The sequence below is a fragment of the Enterobacteriaceae endosymbiont of Plateumaris pusilla genome (genome assembly GCF_012562765.1).
Lineage (GTDB): Bacteria > Pseudomonadota > Gammaproteobacteria > Enterobacterales > Enterobacteriaceae.
The window spans coordinates 150,048-171,640 of sequence record NZ_CP046226.1 but is presented as its reverse complement, the minus strand read 5'-3'; the positions used below and the strand labels follow the sequence as shown (position 1 = coordinate 171,640).

Here is a 21,593-nt window from a genome sequence, read left to right as displayed (position 1 = left end):
TAATTAAATTTTTTAATATTATAATGTTAAAATTAATTTTTGTTTTTTAATTAATTCTATTTGTAAATTTTGACATTTTTTTAATTTTTTAATATTATTTTCAATAATATTTTTAGGTGCATGTTTAAAAAATTTTTTATTTTGAATATTTTTATTCAAATAATCTATTAATTGTTTATTATTTTTTAATTCTTTTTCAATTTTAATTAAAATATACTTTTTATTAATTAAATTATTATTTATAGGAACTGATAATTCTACATCATTTAATTTTTTTATAAATGATATTTTAGGAAATAATTCTTCCTGTGATATAAAAAAAATTTTATCAATATTTAAAAAATTTTTTAATAAAATATTATTTTTTTGTAAAAAAAATAATATTTCTTTATTTTTATTTTTTAAATACAGATTAATTTGTTTATTATTTTTTATATACATTTCAATTTTTATTTTACGAACAATAGTAATTATTTTAATAAAAATATTAAAAAATTTTGTAGCTTTATTATCTATTTCTATTTTATTAAATATTGGAAAGGATTGTACCATAATACTATTATTATATGTTTTTTTATTATTTTTAATTTTTTGCCATATAATTTCTGTTATAAAAGGAATAATAGGATGAGCAAGTTTTAATAATGATTCAAAAACATAATATAATGTATAATATGTTCCTAAATATTTAGTATAAATTTTATCTTTAAAAATAATTTTTGCATATTCTAAATACCAATCACAAAATTTATTCCATATAAAATTATATAAAATATTAGTAGCTTGATCAAAACGATATTTATTTAATGCATCTGAATATAATTTTATAACTAAATTATATTCACTAATAATCCATTTATCAGGTATAGATAATTTTTCTTTATTATTTATATATTCATATTTTATATTTTTTAATATAAAAATACTAGCATTCCAAATTTTATTACAAAAATTACGATAACCATCTAAGCGAGACATATCCCAATATATATCTCTGCCAGTAGAAGATAAAGCAGCTAATGTAAATCTTAAAGAATCTGCTCCATAACTTTTACTTCCATCTGGAAATTGTTTTTTTGTATAATCTTTAATTAATTTTATATATTTTATTTCTGTTACATTATTAAGTCTTTTTTTTATTAAATTAGAAAATGAAATACCATCAATAATATCAATGGGATCAATAACATTTCCTTTTGATTTTGACATTTTTTCTCCTTTTTCATCTCTAATTAATCCAGTCATTAAAATATTTTTAAATGGTATTTGCGACGTATTATTTTTATTTTTTACAAAATGCATTGTCATCATGATCATTCTAGATATCCAAAAAAATATAATATCAAAACCACTAACAATAACATTTGTTGGATGAAACATATAAAATTCTTGTGTATTATTAGGCCAATCTAAAGTAATAAAAGTCCATAAACTTGATGAAAACCAAGTATCTAAAACATTTTGATCTTGTATTATAAAAAAATTTTTATTTAAATTATATTTTTTACGTATTTCCTGTTCATTTTTTCCAATATAAATATTTTTATTAATATCATACCATATTGGTATTTTATGACCCCACCATAATTGACGAGATATACACCAATCTTGAATATTTTCCATCCAAGAATAGAACATATTTTCGTAATTTTTAGGGAAAAAAATAATCTTTTTTTTTTTAACTGCATTTATTGCTGGTTTAGCTAATTTTTTTATATTTAAATACCATTGACTAGTTAGTATAGGTTGAATAATAGTATTACTGCGAGAACTATATGGTATTAATATTAATTTTTGTTCATATTTTTCAAGAAAACCATTATTTTTAATCATATTAATGATAATTTTTCTTGCTTCTGTATAATATAAATTGTGAAATATATTAGGTATTTTATTAGGATATATTGTTGTTTTTTTACCATTAATATTATAAATTTGATATTTTTGTAAAATATTACCATAAGTATTAAATATATTAATTAAAGGTAAATTATTTCTTAAAGCTACTTGATAATCATCAAAATCATGTGCTGGACTGATTTTAACACATCCAGTACCTTTATTTATATCTGCATGATTATCTGTAATAATAGGTATTTTTCTATTAATTAATGGTACTATTGCAAATTTTCCTATTAAATTTGAATAACGTTTATCTAATGGATTAACAGCTATAGCTGTATCAGCTAATAATGTTTCTGGTCTAGTAGTAGAAATAATTAAATAATTTTTACCAGTTAATGTTGTCATGTTATTTTCTAATGAATAACGAATATACCAAATATGAGCATTAACTTTTTTATGTTCTACTTCTAAATCAGAAATCGCAGTATGGAGTTTTAAATCCCAGTGAGTTAATTTTTTTTTTTTATATATTAATCCTTCTTCATAAAGAGATATAAAAATATTTCGTACAGATTTAGAAAAATTTTTATCCATAGTGAATCTTTTACGATTCCAATCTGCAGATAATCCTAGTCTACGCATTTGACTAAATATTATTTCGCAATATTTTTTTTTCCATTTCCATGCTTCATTTAAAAAAATATTTTTATTATTTTTATGTTCGTTTTTATTTTTTTTTATAAATATTTTTTTTTCTATTATGCTTTGAATAGCTATTCCTGCATGATCTGTACCTACTTGACATAAAATATTTTTACCTAACATACGTTGATAACGTATTATTATATCAATTATAATACATTGTAATGCATGTCCCATATGTAAAGAACCAGTAATATTTGGAGGAGGAACCATAATAGAAAAATTTTTTTTAGATTTATCTATTACACATTTAAAATAATTATTATTTTCCCAATAAAAGTAAATTTTTTTTTCAAATTCTTTAGGGTTATATATTTTATCCATTATGAAATAATATCCTATATTTAAAATTATTTATAATTAATTATTATATGAATAATTCAATAAAAATTGACATAATAAATTAACAGGTCTACCAGAAGCAAAAGATTTATTATTTTTACTATAATTCCATGCTGTTCCTGCAATATCGATATGAGCCCATTTATATTTTTTAGTAAATTTTGATAAAAAACATGCTGCTGTAATAGCTCCTCCAGCGTTAGAATTTCCAGTATTTCTTATATCAGCAATATCTGATTGTAATTGATTATAATAATTTTTATCATTAATAGGTAATTCCCAAACTCGATCATCTACATCTAATGATGCTTTTATTATATTTTGTGATAATTTTATATTATTAGACATAAGTCCACTAATATTATTTCCTAAAGCAACTACACAAGCTCCTGTTAATGTAGCAATATCTATAACGATAGAAGGATTAAATTTATTTACATATGTTAATACATCACATAAAACTAATCTTCCTTCCGCATCCGTATTTATTATTTCTACTGTTTTTCCTGACATTGTTTTAATAATATCACCAGGACGAAATGAATTACTATCAGGCATATTTTCAGACCCTGCAATAATACCAATAACTTTAAGGGGTAATTTTAATTCAGATATAACATTCATTACTCCATATATACATGCTGCACCACACATATCATATTTCATTTCATCCATATTTAAACTAGGTTTTAAAGATATTCCTCCTGAATCAAAAGTTAAACCTTTTCCTATTAAAACTATAGGCTGACTATGATCAAATAAATTATCATATTTAATAATAGACATCATAGATTCATTTTTAGAACCATTACCCACAGCTAAATAAGCATTCATACCTAAATTTTTCATTTCTATTTCATTAATAATTTTTACTGAAATATTTTTTGAATACTTTTCAGCTAATTTATATGTTTCTAAAGATAAATATTTAGGATTACATATATTAGGAGGTAAATTTGCAAGATTCTTAGTTGTTATAATACCAATTTTAATTGCTGTAGCATGTGTAATTGCTTTTTTATAAACTTCAATATTATTATCATTTATGTTAAATTTAATAAGAGATAATTTATGTTTTTTTATTTTTTTAAATTTATTAAAAATATAAAGTTTATCTTCAATAATATTTATTGTATCTCTTATATTCCAATATAAATCAACATTTTTAATTATTAAATCTGTTAAACACCAGAGAACATCTTTTATTTCAATTTTTTTTAATTTATTAATTATTTTTTTAATAATTATTTTATTATTTTCTCTATTAAATTTTTCTTTAATACCGCAACCAATAATTAATACTTTTTTTATTAAAATGTTAGGTACTTCATATAACATCAATATTTGATTAATTTTTCCTTTAAAATTATTTTTTTTTAAAATATTTAATATATAATTATTAGATATTTTATTAATAATATCAGCAATATAAGAAAGTTGATATTTCTCAAATATTCCAATTACTATACATTCTGATTTATATTTTTTTGTAAAATTTATTTTTTCCATTAGATATTTCATTTCTATCCTCTAAATGTATTACAGAAAGAAATTAACTTATATTATACATGTAATATAAGTTGGTTAAAACATTTGTTTAAATATTATTTTTAAAATTATTTTTAAATAATATGAATATTTTTTCAAATATTTTTATATTATAAATTAAAATTAATACTTATATAATATAAAATTAAAAAAATTTTTACATTTAGACCTTGATGCTTTAATATGAGTCCCCATTTTCTTTTCATCAAGGACTATCATTTTCAAAAATGTGAATATTTTAAAATATTTTATTTATTAAATTATTTAGATAATTTAATGAAAATTTAAGTTGAGGACCTTTTAGATGAGTAAAATAATTGGTATTGATTTAGGTACAACTAATTCTTGTGTTGCAATAATAGATGGTAATAAAGCTCGTGTATTAGAAAATGCAGAAGGTGATAGAACTACACCATCTGTTATTGCTTATACTAAAGATGGTGAAATTCTAGTAGGTCAACCAGCTAAACGTCAAGCTATTACGAATCCGCAAAATACTCTTTTTGCAATTAAAAGACTTATTGGACGTCGTTTTCAAGATGAAGAAGTACAACGTGATATAAAAATTATGCCTTATAAAATTGTTGAATCAAATAACGGTGATGCATGGTTATATGTTAAAGGAAAAAAAATAGCACCACCACAAATTTCTGCTGAAGTATTAAAAAAAATGAAAAAAACAGCAGAAGATTTCTTAGGAACTAAAGTCAGTGAAGCTGTAATTACAGTTCCTGCTTATTTTAATGATGCTCAAAGACAAGCTACAAAAGATGCAGGACGTATAGCTGGATTAGAAGTAAAACGTATTATAAATGAACCAACTGCAGCAGCCTTAGCTTATGGATTAGATAAAGGAAAAGGAAATCAAACTATAGCTGTATATGATTTAGGAGGTGGAACATTTGATATCTCTATTATTGAAATAGATGAAGTTGATGGTGAAAAAACTTTTGAAGTATTATCAACAAATGGTGATACTCATTTAGGTGGTGAAGATTTTGATAGTCGTTTAATTAATTATTTAGTATCAGAATTTAAAAAAGATCAAAGAATTGATTTGACTAATGATCCATTAGCAATGCAACGTTTAAAAGAAACTGCAGAAAAAGCAAAAATCGAGTTGTCATCAACACAACAAACAGATGTAAATTTACCTTATATTACTGCAGATTCTTTAGGTCCTAAACATCTAAATATCAAAGTAACAAGAGCTAAATTAGAATCTTTAGTTGAAGATTTAATAGATAAATCCATAAATCCATTAAAAATAGCTTTAAAAGATGCACATTTATCTATATCTGATATTAATGATGTAATTTTAGTGGGTGGACAAACAAGAATGCCAATGGTTCAAAAAAAAGTTGCTGATTTTTTTGGAAAAGAACCTAGAAAAGATGTTAATCCAGATGAAGCAGTTGCAATAGGTGCTGCTGTTCAAGGTGGGGTATTGGCTGGTGATGTAAAAGATGTATTATTATTAGACGTCACACCTTTATCATTAGGAATAGAAACTGTCGGTGGTATTATGACTACTTTAATTAATAAAAATACTACTATTCCTACAAAACATAGTCAAGTTTTTTCAACTGCTGAAGATAATCAATCTGCTGTAACTATTCATGTAGTTCAAGGAGAACGTAAAAGAGCAAGTGATAATAAGTCTCTAGGACAGTTTAATTTAGATGGAATTAGTCCTGCACCTCGTGGTATTCCACAAATAGAAGTTACTTTTGATATAGACGCTGACGGAATATTACATGTTTCTGCAAAAGATAAAAAAAGTGGTAAAGAACAAAAAATTATAATAAAAGCATCATCAGGTCTTAATGAAAAAGAAGTAGAAAAAATGATAAGAGATGCAGAATCTAATGCTGAATTAGATATTCGTTTTGAAGAATTAATTAAAATACGTAATGAATCTGATCAACTTATTCATAGTACAAAGAAAAAAATGGAAGAAGTAGGTGATAAAATTACTAAAGAAGATAAAGAATTTATTGAAAATGCAATAAATCAACTTAATATATCATTGAAAACAGAAGATAAAAATGATATTCAAAAAAAAATGCAATTATTACTTCAAGCATCTAGTAAAATTTCAAATTTAATGGAAAATAATAATCAGCAAAAAACAAATAATGATATGAATAATAATAAATCTAAAAATAAAGATAATAATGTTGTAGATGCTGAATTTGAAGAAGTCAAAGATAATAAAAAATAATTGCCTCCTCAATCATTAAATTATTTTCACTAATTGAATATAAAAATTATATTAATACCGTTTATATATTATAAATAAAATTTATCAATATAGAAATCGGTATTAAAATTATAGGATTAGGAAAGGTAGTAATATATTATGTCAGAAAAAGATTATTATGAAATTTTAGGTATTACTAGAAATGCAAAAGATAGTGAAATTAAAAAAGCATATAAACGTTTAGCTATAAAATTTCATCCAGATCGTAATCTAGGAAATAAAAAAGCTGAAAATAAATTTAAAGAAATTAAACAAGCTTACGAAATTTTAAGTAATAAACAAAAAAGATCTGCTTATGATCAATATGGACATTCTGCTTTTGAACAAGATAATATAAATAATGCAACTGATTTTAGTGATATTTTTGGAGATGTTTTTGGAGATATTTTTGGAGGAACACGAAGTCATAAATCTAATAGAGGAAATGATTTAAAATATGCTATTAATATTTCTTTAGAAGAAGCTGTAAAAGGAGTAACAAAAGAAATTAAAATTCCATTTTTAAAAACCTGTATTAATTGTAAAGGTACTGGATCACAAGGATCTCTTCAAAATTGTTATACTTGTAATGGTCATGGACAAATACAAATGAGACAAGGTTTTTTTACTGTACAACAAACTTGTCCTAATTGTCACGGTAGAGGTTCTTTAATAAAAAATTTATGTTTTATTTGTAAAGGAAAAGGAAAAGTAGAAAAATATAAAATATTATCTATAAAAATTCCGTCAGGAATTAATACTGGAGATCGAATTAAATTAAATGGAGAAGGAGATTTAGGAAATAATGGTGCTCCATCAGGAGATTTATATATAGAAATTAGAATAAAAAAACATCCTCTCTTTATAAGAGAAGAAAACAATTTATTTTGTGAATTACCTATTAATTTTTCTATAGCAGCATTAGGTGGTAATTTAGATATTCCAACATTTAATGGATTTATAAAAATTAAAATTCCTCCAGAAACTCAAACAGGAAAAATATTTAGATTACGTAATAAAGGTATTAAATCAATAAGAGATAATATTATTGGAGATTTATTATGTAAAGTTATTGTAGAAACTCCAGTAAATTTAAATGATAAACAAAAAATAATATTGTATAATTTAGGAAAAACTTTTATTAAAGTAGATAGTTATAAAAATACTCCTAAATATAAAAAATTTTTAAATAATATAAAACTTTTTTTTGATAATTTAAAAAATTAATACAATAGAGGGTATAAATTTTTTATTTTTTTATATCCTCTATTGTAATATAAAAAATTAATTAGTTATTACCATGACAAAATTTATATTTTTTTCCAGAAGAACAAGGACATAAATCATTTCTTCCTATCTTATTTAATGAATAAATATTAATATTACTTTTTTTTTTATTTATAAAATAATTATGATCTTTTTGAGAAAGACTTAAATTATTTATAATTTTTTCATTATTTTTATTTCTAAAATTTTGTAATTTTATTGATGAATTAAAAATATTTTTTTCTGGTAATTCTATTGAAATTTTACTTAAAATAGTAATAATTTCTTCTTTTAAAGAATCTAACATTAAACTAAACATATTAAAAGATTCAATTTTATATTCTTGTTTAGGATCTTTTTGTGCATATCCTCTTAAATGAATTCCTTCTCTTAAATAATCTATAGCAGATAAGTGCTCTTTCCATAAACTATCTAATAATTGAAGCATTATATTTTTTTCAAAATTACGAATAATATCATTACCTAATATATTTTCTTTTTTATTATATTCTTGTTCAGAAAAATTAATTATTTTTTCAAAAAAATAATTTTTACTAATAATATATTTGTTATTTTTAGAATTTTTTAAAAATTTATTAATAGGTAAATGTAAATTAAATTTTTTTGTAAAATAATTATTTAATTTTATTAAATCCCATTCATCTTCTAAAAATAAATTAGATTTTATATATTTATCTATAATTTTATGAAATACATCTTTTCGAAATTGTTTTATAATTGTACTAATATTTTTAGTTTGTAATAATTTATTTCTTTGTGTATATATAGCTAAACGTTGGTCATTGATTACATCATCATATTCTAATAATTGTTTTCTTATATCAAAATTATAATTTTCTACTTTTTCTTGTGCTCTAGCTATAGCTTTAGTTATCCATGGATGTTCAATAGATTCATTTTTTTTTATACCAAATTTATGCATTATTTTTGATATTTTATTTGAAGCAAAAATACGCATTAAAGAATCTTCCATAGATAAATAAAATCTTGAAGAACCATAATCACCTTGACGTCCTGAACGACCTCTTAACTGATTATCAATTCTTCTAGATTCATGACGTTCAGTACCAATAACATATAATCCTCCTAAAGATAAAACTTCATTATGTTCTTTTAACCAAGATAATTTTATGTTTTTTATTTGATCTTTATTTAATTTATTATTTAATTTAAATTGAATATTTCCTCCTAAAACAATATCAGTTCCTCTTCCTGCCATATTTGTGGCAATAGTTACAGCATATTTTTTACCTGCTTGAGATATAATTTCAGCTTCTTTTGAATGTAATTTTGCATTTAAAATATTATGCTTAATACCTATTAAAGTTAATTTTTTAGAAATTAATTCTGATTTTTCAATTGAAATAGTACCAACTAATACTGGTTGTCCTATAACATATTTATTTTTTATATCATCTATAATTGCTTTAATTTTTTCTTTTTCTGTAATATATATTACATCAGGTAAATCTTTTCTGATCATTGGTTTATTTGTAGGAATAATAATAGTATCTAATTTATAAATTTCTTTAAATTCAAATGCTTCTGTATTAGCTGTACCTGTCATTCCTGATAATTTTTTATATAATCTAAAATAATTTTGAAATGTAATAGAAGCTAAAGTCTGATTTTCATTATTAATTTTTACATTTTCTTTTGCTTCTATTGCTTGATGTAATCCTTCTGACCATCTTCTTCCTTTCATAATACGTCCTGTATGTTCATCTACTATAATAACTTTATTATTTTTTACAATATAATCAACATTTTTGATAAATAATTTATGAGATCTTAATCCAGCAATAATATGATGCATAATAATAATATTAGAATTAGAATATAATGATTCTTCTTTTTTAATAATTTTGTTTTCTATTAAAATTTTTTCAATATAAATTAATCCTTTTTCTGTTAAATATGCTTGTCGTGATTTCTCATCTATAAAATAATGTCCTTTTCCTTGAAAAGAATCAGAATCTTCTTTTTCTTGATATATTAATTTTGGAATAATTTTATTTATTTGTTTATATAGTTTTGAATTATCCTCAGTTGGTCCAGATATTATTAATGGTGTTCTAGCTTCATCTATAAGAATAGAATCAACCTCATCTACTATAGCAAAATATAAATTTCTTTGTACTTTATCTGTATAACTAAAAACCATATTATCTCGTAAAAAATCAAATCCAAATTCATTATTTGTACCATAAGTAATATCAGCTAAATAAGATATTTTTTTTTCATTAGGTGACATCCCTGATAAATTAATACCTATATTTAATCCTAAAAATTCAAACAATAATCTATTATTTTCTGCGTCACGTTGAGCTAAATAATCATTAACAGTAACAATATGAACACCATTACCAGTTAAAGCATTAAGATAAGCTGGTAAAGTTGCAGTTAAAGTTTTTCCTTCTCCTGTACGCATTTCAGCAACACAATTATTATTTAATACTATTCCTCCTATTAATTGAACATCAAAAAGTCTAATACCAAATAATCTTTTAATTGTTTCTCTTACTACAGCAAAAGCTTCTGGTAAAATATTTTCTAATGTAAAATTTTCTTTTAATTTTTTTTTAAAAAATAAAGTTTTATTTTTTAATTCTAAATCAGTTAATTTTTCAATTTTTTTTTCCAAGTAATTAATATTATTAACTATTTTTTTTATACGTCGTAAAACATGATCATTATGACTACCAAAAATTTTTGATAAAAAATTTTTAAACATATATATACTCTTAAATAAAATTTATAATTATAATGTAAGAAATTTAAATTTATTTATTATAAATAAATTATTAAATAATTTATAATTAATAATTATTTTTAATTAATTTTATTAAAAGGATAAATATTTTATGCGTAATAATAAGTTATTATCAATTGAAAAAATATTTTATAATGAATATAATTATCCTTCTTGTTCAAGAATATTCATAAAATTAAAATTATATATAAATATTTTAAAAAAAATTAATCAAACAATTAAAAATTATTTCCCAATAGAGTTAAGTAATTGCTATAATGCAAAAAATTTTAAAAATAATATTTTAATTGTAGAAACATATAATGCTAGCTCTATGATGAGATTTTTATATGAAAAATCAAATATTTTATTACTTTTAAAAAAAGAAATTTTTCCTTCTTTAAAAAATATAAATATTAAAATTAATCCAATGTTATTAACAAATAATAAAATATTAAAAAAAAAATATTTTTATAAACAAAATACTTTAAGTAAAAATAGTGCTATATTATTACTTAACCTAGCTAAAAAAAGTCCTATAAAATTACGTTATATCATAGAACAATTAGCTTCTTTAGCAAATTAATTTTATAAAATATTTTTTAAAAATATAATTATAGAAATAAAATTTTTAAATGATATTTATATAATTTTATTAAAAATATTTTTTGATATAGTTTTATATTTTTTTATAAAAATAATATGAATTATTTAGCTAAAAATAAAATTTTTTTAATTACATCATTAAAAGAAAAACCAGCTTTTTGAGCAGCTATAGGAAATAAACTATGAGGAGTCATTCCTGGACAAGTATTTATTTCTAATAATTGAAAATTATTTTTTTTATCTAAAATTATATCTACTCTACCCCAACCACTACATTCTAATACATTCCATGCATTTATAGCTAATTTGGATATTTCTATTTCTTTATATTTATTTAACCCACTAGGACAAAAATATTGAGTTTTTTTATTAAAATATTTTGCTTTATAATTATATAATACATAAGGTGAAGAAATTCTAATTGATGGTAATGTTTTATTACCTAAAATACTAACTGTATATTCTATTCCTTCAATATATTTTTCAATTAATACACTATTACTATATATAAAAGATTTTTTTATAGCATTAAATAAATAATTAATATTATCTACTTTAAAAACTCCTAAACTTGATCCTGTAGAATTAGGTTTTACACATACAGGTAATTTCAAATTTAAAATATTTTTTTTTATTTCTAAATAATTTTTTTTAATAAAATATTTTTTTTTTAATAAAAAATGTGGATATACAGGTAAACCATATTCTTTCCACAAAGTTTTTGTAATAAATTTATTTATAGTTATAGAAGAAGCTAATGCTCTACTACCAGTATAAGGAATATTAAGATATTTTAATATAGTTTGTACACTTCCATCTTCACCTCCTTTTCCATGTAAAGCAATAAAAACTTTTTTAAATTTTTTTTTTAATAAAAATAAAGAAAAATTTCTAGTATCTATTCCATAAGCTTGAATACCCATTAATTTCATTGAATTTAACACCATTTTTCCTGAAATTAAAGATATTTTTCTTTCTGGTGAATCACCACCATATAAAACGGCTATTTTATTAGACATATTTAATTTTTTTATAAAAAATATTTTTGACAATGTAAAAAATTACAATTTTATTTTTTTTTTTACTAATAATGTTGAGATATTATTAATATCTCCTGCTCCTTGAATTAATAATATATCATTTCCAGTAAATTTTGAATATAAACTTATAATCATTTCATTATAATTTTTCCATATGCTTAAAATTGGATTAATTTTTCCATATTTTTTAATACTTTTATATAAAGAAATACTATCTCCACCAGTAATATATTCTTCTCCAGCAGGATATACATTTAATAAAAATAATACATCAACAGTAGATAATACTTTTATAAATTTATTAAATAAATTTATAGTTCTAGAATAACGATGTGGTTGAAATATCATTATAATTTTTTTTTTAGGCCAAGTAATACGTATTGTATTAATTGTTATATTTATTTCAGTAGGATGGTGTCCATAGTCTTCAATAAGAATAATATTATTTATTAAATTATTTTTTTTATATTTAAAAATACCTAAGAGATCAAATCTTCTTTTAATTCCTGAAAAATTTTCTAATGCTTTTAAAATATATTTATGATTAATTCCTATATAAGAAGATACAATAAAGGCTGCTGTTGCATTTAAAACATTATGATAACCAGGTAAATTTAAATTTATTTCTAAAAATTTATTTTCTTTTACTTTTAATAAAGTAAATTTACTTTTTAAACCAAATTGTTGATAATTAAATATCCTTATATCTGCATCTTTACTAAAACCATAAGTAATAATATTATTATGCATTAAATTATTTTTTATAAGATTACGAATAGATGTATCGTCAATACAAACAATAATACAACCATAAAAAGGTATATTTTGTGCATATTTTAAAAAATTATTTTTTAATATTTCAATATCATTCTGATAATAATTTAAATGTTCATCGTCAATATTAGTAATAATATTTATTATAGGTCTTAATTTTAAAAAAGAAGCATCACTTTCATCAGCTTCTGCTATAAAATATTTACTTTTTCCTAAATGAGCATATAATTCTGATTTTTTTAAAATTCCTCCATTAATAAATGTTGGATCTAATCCTAACGATGAAAAAATATAATATATTATAGCAGTAGTAGTAGTTTTTCCATGACTTCCAGTTATTGTTATACCATAATAAAATCTCATTATTTCAGATAACATTTGAGCTCGATTAATTACTATAATATTATTTTTTTTAGCAGCAATTATTTCTGGATTATTATTTGTTATTGCTGAAGATACTACAATTACATTTGCATTATTAATATTTTTAGCACTATGTTTAAAATATATTTTTACTCCTAATGAAATTAAATCTTTTGTAATATTATTAGAAATAATATCTGATCCGCTTATATTATATCCTTTTTTCAATAAAATATAAGCTATACCACCCATACCAGAACCTCCAATACCAATAAAATGAATATTTTTGATATTATCCATTTTAGGTATTATATAATTTATTTTTTCACTAAACATATTTGTTATCATTATTGTAGTAATTTTATATTATATAATTTTAATTAATTAAAATATTTTTTATTTCTCTATAAATTAAATCTGTAGAATTAATTAAAGATATACTACGAGATTTTTTTGACATAATATTTAATGTTTTCTTATTCCAAGATAATAAAGTATTAATAATATCATTAATATTTAAATTATCTTGATCAAAAATTTTTGCTGCGCCAATTTTTGCTAATCTTAATGCATTTAAATATTGTTGATTATCTTTATGTTTAAAAGGTATAAAAATAGCAGGTAACCCTATAGCAGAAATTTCACTAACAGTCATAGCTCCTGACCTACTAATAATAATATCTGCCCATTTATATGCATTATGAATCTTATAAATATATTCTGTTACAAAATAAAATTTTTTTTGATATTTATTTAAAAAAGATAAAGAAATATTTTTTAAATTATTTTTTCCTACTTGATGTAATATAATTACTTTATTTTTTAAAATTTTTGCTAATTGTACACCTATAATATTAATAATATTAGAACCTTGACTACCTCCCATAATTAATATATGAAGAATATAATTATTTTTTACAATATTTTTTTTAAATAAAGATAATTTTATTATTTCTTTACTTAAAGGATTACCTACTAATATACCATTTTTAAATGTATTAGGAAAAGCTTGCATATTTATTGTAGATATTTTTGATAAAATATTATTAGTAATTCCTAGAATACTATTTTGTTCATGAATAATTAAAGGAATACCACATAACCAAGCTGCTATTCCACTAGGTCCTGATATATAACTTCCCATAGTTAAAACTATATTAGGTTTATAAGATTTATAAATTAAAATAGATTCATAAATTGGTTTTATTAATTTAAATAAAGTAATTATTTTTGACCAAATATTTTTTTTTTCAAATTTTATAACTTTAATAAAATTAATTTTTATTCCTGTTTTAGGAATAATATTTGCTTCCATTCTATTAATAGTACCTAACCAACGAACATTCCATCCTTTTTCTATTAATTTATATGCTATATTAAGACCTGGATAAATATGTCCACCTGTTCCACCAGATACTATAATAATTTTTTTTGACATTTTTTATTTATATAATTTTTAATAAATTTAATTATATTAACATAATGTAAAAATATTTAAATTAATGAAAAATTAAATTTTTAAATTTATTTTAATTATTCTGTTTAGCTAATTCAATAAATTTTTCTCCACGATCTTTAAAATTAATAAATTGATCAATACTGGAGCAAGCTGGAGATAATAGAACTATATCACCATATTTTAAAAATTTTGAAATATTTTTTATCGCATCAGACATAGTCTGTACTTGTATTGCTTTAGGATATAAAGATAATATTTTTTTACTAGCTAATCCAAAACAATAAATATGAATCTTATCATTCATTAAATATTTTTTTAATAAATGAAATTCACAATTTTTATCATATCCTCCTAATAACAACCATATTCTTTTATTATTACCTAAAAAACTTAAAGCTGCTTTTGTACTATTTATATTAGTAGATTTAGAATCATTTATCCAAATAACACCATTTTTTTTATGTACAATCTGTAATGTATGATTATTTAACATGTAATTACTAATAATTTTTAAAGATATATTTCTTGGTATATGTAATATATCTGATATTGCTAATACAGCTAAAGAATTAATATAATTATGTGTTCCTATTAATTTAGTTTTATTAAAATTTAAAATTATTTTATTATTTACTTTTAAATAAATATTTTTTTGTTTTTTATATACTTGATATTTTCCTTTATTTATACCAAAACTAATAGCACGTTGATTTTTTTGTAAATTATTTGGATATGTTAAAGAATTATTAGCATTATATATACATATAGAAGCATTTTTATAAATATTTAATTTAATTTTTTGATATTGTTCTATTCCTAATGGATAACGATCCATGTGATCTGATGAAATATTTAATATAACAGATATATATGATTTAAATTTTTTTATAGTTTCTAATTGGAAACTAGATAATTCTAATATATAAAAATTTTGAAAATTAGATAGTAATTCTAATGCAGGATACCCAATATTTCCTCCAATTCCAGCACTATAATAATTATTTATAATTTTTCCAATCATATTAGTAACAGTACTTTTTCCATTAGTTCCTGTAATAGCAATTATAGGATTTTTGGAAAAATAATAAAATAATTCAATATCTCCTATTATTTTAATTCCTTTATTTATAGCATTTTTTAATAATGGATGAAATATAGAAATTCCTGGACTAATAACAATTAAATTAGCATTTAAAATCCAATCTTTATTAAGATAACCAATACAATATTTAACTAAAGGTGGTATTTCTTTAATAAAAGGAGGATTAGTTCTACTATCCATAATATATGGTATAATACCTTTATTAATAAAAAATTTAATACATGAAAGTCCAGTAATTCCTAAACCTATAATTACTACTTTTTTAATCATATTTATTAACATACCTTTAATATTGATAAAGCAATAAGTAATAATATTAATGATATTATTCCAAATCTAATGACAATATGGGATTCTAAATATCCTTTTAATTCAAAATGATGATGTATAGGAGCCATAAGAAATATACGATATTTTTTATATTTATAAAAAAAAACCTGAATAATTACAGATAATGATTCTAATAAAAATATTCCACCCATAATTATTAATAATAATTCTTGTCTTATTAAAACAGTAATCATTCCTATAGCACTTCCTAAAAATAATGATCCTATATCACCCATAAATATAATTGCTGGATATGTATTAAACCATAAAAAACCTAGTCCTGAACCAATAATAGCAGTACATATAATTACTAATTCTTTTGTATGTTTTAAATATGGAATATTTAGATATGTAGAATAATTTATATCTCCTGTAACATATGATAATAATGATAATCCAAAAATAACTAATATTACAGAAATAATAGCTAAACCATCTAATCCATCTGTTAAATTTACAGAATTACTAATCCATAATATAATTAAATAAGAAATCATTAAATATGTAGGAAAATTTAAATAAATTTTAAGATTTTTATAAAAAGGAATTACTAATTGTAACGCAGATTTTTCTGTATTATTTATATAAAAAAATGTAACAATTATTATTGTTATAATAGTTTGTAACAAAATTTTTTTATAAATTACTAAACCAATAGAATTATTTAAAATTATTTTATAAAAATCATCAATAAAACCAATAAATGCATAAAATATAACTATGATTAATACATACCATAAATATGGATTATATAAATTAGACCAAAATAAAACAGAAATAAGAAATGATATTAATATTACTATACCACCCATAGTAGGAATATTATTTTTTTTAAAATGAGATTTTGGACCATCTAAACGAATTACTTGAGAATATTTTTTTTTTTTTAAAAATATAATGAAATATGGAATAATATATAATGAAATAAAAAAAGAAGTTAAAAGACTAATAATAGCACGAAAAGTTAAACCAATAAAAATATTTAATATTGGAAAATAATATTTTAAATATTTAACTAATATTATTATCATTTAAATTTTTCCTGCTCTAATAACATATTTATTAAAATTTCTATTTGAGCTTTTCTAGAACCTTTAAATAATATAGTAAATTTATTAAAATTAGCTAATATTTTAATTAATTTTGTAATTAATGTTTTTTTATTTGAAAAATGTTCAGCATTATTATTATTTTTTGTAATGTATTTACTATAATTTCCAATACTTAAAACATAATCTAATTTACATTCTAAAATAAAGTTTTTTATTTGATTATGATAAAAAAATGAATTAAATCCTAATTCCATCATATCACCAATTACTAAAATTTTTTTTCCATTCATTTTTTTTAAAACATTAATAGCTGCTATAACTGACTGAGGATTAGCATTATATGTATCATTTAAAATTATTTTATTATATCCTAATTTTATAGGGGAAATTCTACCTAATACTGGTTTAAAATCAGCTAAACCTTTAGATATATCTTTTAAAGAAGCTCCTGCAGATAATGATAATGCTGAAGCAGCTAATGCATTACTTACATTATGTAATCCACCAATAATAAATAAATTAATAAAGATAACTCCTATTGGAGTATGTAAATTAAAATAAATTTTATTTTGTAATATTTTTAAATTACTAGTAAAAAAATCAGTATTATAATTATTTATAGAAAATGTCCATATTTTTTTATTAACTAATTTATATAAAATTTTTTTATAATTTATATCATCAAAATTAATAATTGCTCTATCATTATTTGATAAAAATTTAAATATATCACTTTTACATTTTATAATATTTTCAAAAGATTTAAAACCTTCTAAATGAGATTCTGATATATTATTAATAATAGCTGTATTAGGTCTAACTAAATTACTTGAATATTTAATATCATCTAAATTATTAGCTCCTAACTCAATAATTGTATATTTATATTGATTATTTAAATTTAATAATGTCAAAGATACACCAATAATATTATTCATATTATTTTTAGTAAATAAAGTATTTCCTATATTTTTTAAAATTGATACAGTCATTTCTTTAACAGATGTTTTACCAGATGATCCAGTAATACCTATAAAATGAGATTTTGATTGTAATCTTTTCCATAAACTTATTTTACCTAAACTAATAATTGTATCAGATACAATTATTTGAGGAATTGTTACTTGTAAATATTTACTTACAATTATAGCTATTACACCATTATTTATAGCTTCTTTAACAAAATCATGTCCATCAAAATTTTTTCCATGAATAGCAATAAATAAACATTTAACATTAATTTTTTTACTATTTATAGAAAAATTTAATATATTAATATTTTTTCCAATTAATCTACCATTCACAATTTTTGTTATTTTTTTTAAACAAATTAATTTATTCATTAGCTATTTTTTTTAAAAAAATTATTAACAACATTATAATCAGAATAATTAAAAATTTTATTCCCTATAATTTGATATTGTTCATGACCTTTGCCTGCTATTAGTATAGCATCATTTTTATTAGCATTATTCATTGCATAATTAATTGCTTCAAATCTATTTATTATTATATGTAAGTTATCATGATATTTATATCCTTGTATAATATCTTTAACTATATTTATTATATTTTCTGATCTAGGATTATCAGTAGTAATAATTATTATATCTGAAAATTTTTTAGCAATAATACCCATAATTGAACGTTTTCCAATATCTCTTTCACCACCACATCCGAATATACACCATATTTTTCCTTTACAGTATAATTTAATAGTTAAAAGAACATTTTTTAATGCATCAGGAGTATGAGCATAATCAATTATAACTGTTGGATATTTTTTTTGTGAAGGAAATATTTCCATTCTTCCATAAACAGAATGTAATTTAGATGAAGTATCTATAAGTTCTTTTAAAGAAAAATTTAAAGTTAATAATGTAGTCATACTTAAAATAATGTTAATAACGTTAAAATATCCAATAAGAAATATTTTAATTTTTCCTTTTCCCCAACTTGAATTAAATTCAATAATAGTATTATTTTTAAAAAAATTTATTTTAATAACTTTAAAATATAAATTATTTTTAAAATAAATATTTTTTTTAGTAGTAACAGCAACAGTATTTTTACTATAAGATAATTTATTAAACCAATTATATCCTATAATATCATCAATATTTATTATTCTCTTTTTAATTTTATGTTCAGAAAAAAATTTCCATTTAATTAGTTCGTAATTTTTCATATTAAGATGATAATCTAAATGGTCTCTACTTAAATTTGTAAAAATTCCTGCTGAAAATTTTAAATTAGATACTCTAAATTGTTTTAAACCATGAGAAGATATTTCTATAATAGCTATATCTGCTTTTTGTTCTACAAAATTTTTTAATAAATATTGAATATCAATAGCAGAATCTGTTGTATTATTAGTAGTTATTAAATTTTTATCAAAACCATTACCTAATGTACTACAAATTGCTGCTTTTTTTCCTAATAAATTAATCCATTGCATTAAAAAATGAGTAATACTTGTTTTCCCATTAGTTCCTGTAACTCCAATTACAGGTATTTTATGACTAGGATTATTATATAATTTTCCAGCAAAAAAAGAAATTTGTTCTTGTAAATTAGGTAAAGTAATTATAGGAATATTATTTTTATAAATAATATTATATGGATAAATATTATTTTCACTATAAGTTATAATAGCAATAGCTCCTTTTTTAATAGCATCATCTATAAAAATTTTACCATCTACTTTAGAACCTTTAATAGCTAAAAATAAACAATGATGACCTTTAATTTTACGACTATCTAAAACTATTCTATTAATAATAATATTAGATATTTTATGATCATATATAAAATTATTTAATAATTCTGATAAATTTAATCTATAACTAGTCAATAGTTAACCTTATAAAATTCAAATATTTATTAAAATATTTAATACAATTAAATTATTTATATTTTTTTTCCTACACGTAATATTGCACTTCTTGATCTTGGATTATTATAAATTTCTTTAGAACTAGGAAATATTCTATTAATTATTTTTAATTTATAATCTTTTTTAGATAAAATATTTATTTCTTTTTCAGTTAATGGTATACGAGTATGATATTTATCATTATTTGTAGTATGTGTTTTCATAAATCTTTTTACAATACGATCTTCTAATGAATGAAAACTAATTACAGATATTATACCTCCTTTTTTTAATATATTTAATGAATTAAATAAAGCTTTTTTTAATTCTTCTAATTCTTTATTAATAAAAATTCTTATAGCTTGAAAAGTTCTTGTTGCAGGATGTTTAAATATTTTTTTATTTTTTTTTAATTTATATGTTATAGAAAATATTAATTTATTTAAATGACTAGTTTTGTCTAATTTATTTTTTATAATGTATTTTTTAATATTACATGCTATTTTATTAGCAAATTTTTCTTCTCCATATTTTTTTAGTACATAAGCTAATTTATTTTTACTAACTTGTTTAATCCATTCAGTAGCAGTTATTCCATGATTCTGATCAAAACGCATATCTAATGGACCATCAAACATAAAAGAAAAACCTCTTTTAGGATCATTTAATTGAAAAGATGAAAATCCTAAATCAAATAATATTCCATCTATTTTACCTAAAACTTGAGTATCTAAAATATTTATTAAATTAGAAAATTTTTCATTTATATATATTATTCTTTTATCTAAAATTTTATTAATTAATATTGTTTTTATATCACAATCTATTGCATAAATACGTCCTTTATTTCCTAATTTAGACAAAATTAATTTTGTATGTCCTCCACATCCATATGTAGCATCTATATAAATTCCATTTTTTTTTATATTTAAACTATCAATAGATTCTTTTAACATAACTGGTAAATGTTTTATCATATTTTATATATATAAAAATTAAATAATTATAATAATAAATTATTAAAGATATTTATAATTTTGTTTAATAAAATAATTTTATATTTTAATAATTTTAAATTTATTTTTAAATAAAATATTTAATATTTTTTTATCTTTATGTCATATTTTATAAGAAAAAATTTAACTAGCATAAATTTCTAATCTTTTTAGAAATAATTATTAATAATCTATTATTTATAATAAGATTTATAAGTATACAGTTAATAATCACTATATAAAAAAAAACAATTTATTATTAATAAATATTATTAAATA

14 protein-coding genes are annotated in these 21,593 nt (G+C 20.2%); 3 read left to right on the top strand and 11 right to left on the bottom strand.

The window, feature by feature from the left end:
- Window positions 1-18: 18 nt before the first annotated feature.
- Both GJT83_RS00780 and GJT83_RS00775 read right to left on the bottom strand, forming a co-directional pair.
- Window positions 19-2,871, bottom strand: a complete 2,853-nt coding sequence (locus tag GJT83_RS00780; protein ID WP_168892563.1) for a valine--tRNA ligase — start codon at window positions 2,869-2,871, stop codon at window positions 19-21.
- A gap of 36 nt (window positions 2,872-2,907) precedes the next feature.
- A complete protein-coding gene (locus GJT83_RS00775) occupies window positions 2,908-4,410 on the bottom strand; it encodes a leucyl aminopeptidase (RefSeq protein ID WP_168892562.1) in 1,503 nt (500 codons plus the stop codon).
- Between the two features lie 331 nt (window positions 4,411-4,741).
- On the opposite strand from GJT83_RS00775, the gene dnaK reads away from it, so the two are divergent.
- Together dnaK and dnaJ are read left to right on the top strand one after the other, a co-directional pair.
- The gene (gene dnaK / locus GJT83_RS00770) at window positions 4,742-6,661 is read left to right on the top strand and encodes a molecular chaperone DnaK (protein WP_168892561.1); all 1,920 of its coding nucleotides are present in this window, start codon (window positions 4,742-4,744) and stop codon (window positions 6,659-6,661) included.
- 138 nt (window positions 6,662-6,799) lie between these two features.
- Window positions 6,800-7,906 carry a molecular chaperone DnaJ gene (gene dnaJ, locus GJT83_RS00765; protein ID WP_168892560.1) on the top strand — a complete coding sequence of 369 codons (1,107 nt, stop codon included), beginning with the start codon at window positions 6,800-6,802 and terminating at the stop codon, window positions 7,904-7,906.
- Window positions 7,907-7,967: 61 nt separating this feature from the next.
- Here dnaJ and secA read toward each other — a convergent pair whose 3' ends face one another.
- On the bottom strand, window positions 7,968-10,700 hold the full coding sequence (secA, locus tag GJT83_RS00760; RefSeq protein ID WP_168892559.1) for a preprotein translocase subunit SecA: 2,733 nt from the start codon (window positions 10,698-10,700) through the stop codon (window positions 7,968-7,970).
- 130 nt (window positions 10,701-10,830) lie between these two features.
- Between secA and GJT83_RS00755 the strand changes: the two genes are divergently transcribed.
- Window positions 10,831-11,304, top strand: coding sequence for a DciA family protein (locus GJT83_RS00755; RefSeq protein WP_168892558.1), 474 nt, complete (start codon window positions 10,831-10,833; stop codon window positions 11,302-11,304).
- A gap of 121 nt (window positions 11,305-11,425) precedes the next feature.
- On the opposite strand, the gene GJT83_RS00750 is transcribed toward GJT83_RS00755, so the two are convergent.
- The 8 genes from GJT83_RS00750 to rsmH all read right to left on the bottom strand — a co-directional run bounded on the left by GJT83_RS00750 (window position 11,426) and on the right by rsmH (window position 21,296).
- Window positions 11,426-12,343 carry a D-alanine--D-alanine ligase gene (locus tag GJT83_RS00750; protein WP_168892557.1) on the bottom strand — a complete coding sequence of 306 codons (918 nt, stop codon included), beginning with the start codon at window positions 12,341-12,343 and terminating at the stop codon, window positions 11,426-11,428.
- Between the two features lie 42 nt (window positions 12,344-12,385).
- The gene (gene murC / locus GJT83_RS00745; protein WP_168892556.1) at window positions 12,386-13,849 is read right to left on the bottom strand and encodes a UDP-N-acetylmuramate--L-alanine ligase; all 1,464 of its coding nucleotides are present in this window, start codon (window positions 13,847-13,849) and stop codon (window positions 12,386-12,388) included.
- A gap of 28 nt (window positions 13,850-13,877) precedes the next feature.
- Window positions 13,878-14,939, bottom strand: a complete 1,062-nt coding sequence (gene murG / locus GJT83_RS00740) for an undecaprenyldiphospho-muramoylpentapeptide beta-N-acetylglucosaminyltransferase (RefSeq protein WP_168892555.1) — start codon at window positions 14,937-14,939, stop codon at window positions 13,878-13,880.
- A gap of 91 nt (window positions 14,940-15,030) precedes the next feature.
- Window positions 15,031-16,332, bottom strand: a complete 1,302-nt coding sequence (gene murD / locus GJT83_RS00735; RefSeq protein ID WP_246208749.1) for a UDP-N-acetylmuramoyl-L-alanine--D-glutamate ligase — start codon at window positions 16,330-16,332, stop codon at window positions 15,031-15,033.
- 5 nt (window positions 16,333-16,337) lie between these two features.
- The gene (mraY, locus tag GJT83_RS00730) at window positions 16,338-17,423 is read right to left on the bottom strand and encodes a phospho-N-acetylmuramoyl-pentapeptide-transferase (protein WP_168892553.1); all 1,086 of its coding nucleotides are present in this window, start codon (window positions 17,421-17,423) and stop codon (window positions 16,338-16,340) included.
- On the bottom strand, window positions 17,420-18,787 hold the full coding sequence (murF, locus tag GJT83_RS00725; RefSeq protein ID WP_168892552.1) for a UDP-N-acetylmuramoyl-tripeptide--D-alanyl-D-alanine ligase: 1,368 nt from the start codon (window positions 18,785-18,787) through the stop codon (window positions 17,420-17,422). The genes mraY and murF overlap by 4 nt, the downstream gene beginning before the upstream one ends.
- On the bottom strand, window positions 18,787-20,298 hold the full coding sequence (murE, locus tag GJT83_RS00720; RefSeq protein ID WP_168892551.1) for a UDP-N-acetylmuramoyl-L-alanyl-D-glutamate--2,6-diaminopimelate ligase: 1,512 nt from the start codon (window positions 20,296-20,298) through the stop codon (window positions 18,787-18,789). The genes murF and murE overlap by 1 nt, the downstream gene beginning before the upstream one ends.
- Window positions 20,299-20,354: 56 nt before the next feature.
- Entirely contained in the window at window positions 20,355-21,296 is a 942-nt protein-coding gene (rsmH, locus tag GJT83_RS00715) for a 16S rRNA (cytosine(1402)-N(4))-methyltransferase RsmH (protein ID WP_168892550.1), read from the bottom strand.
- Between the last annotated feature and the right edge of the window lie 297 nt (window positions 21,297-21,593).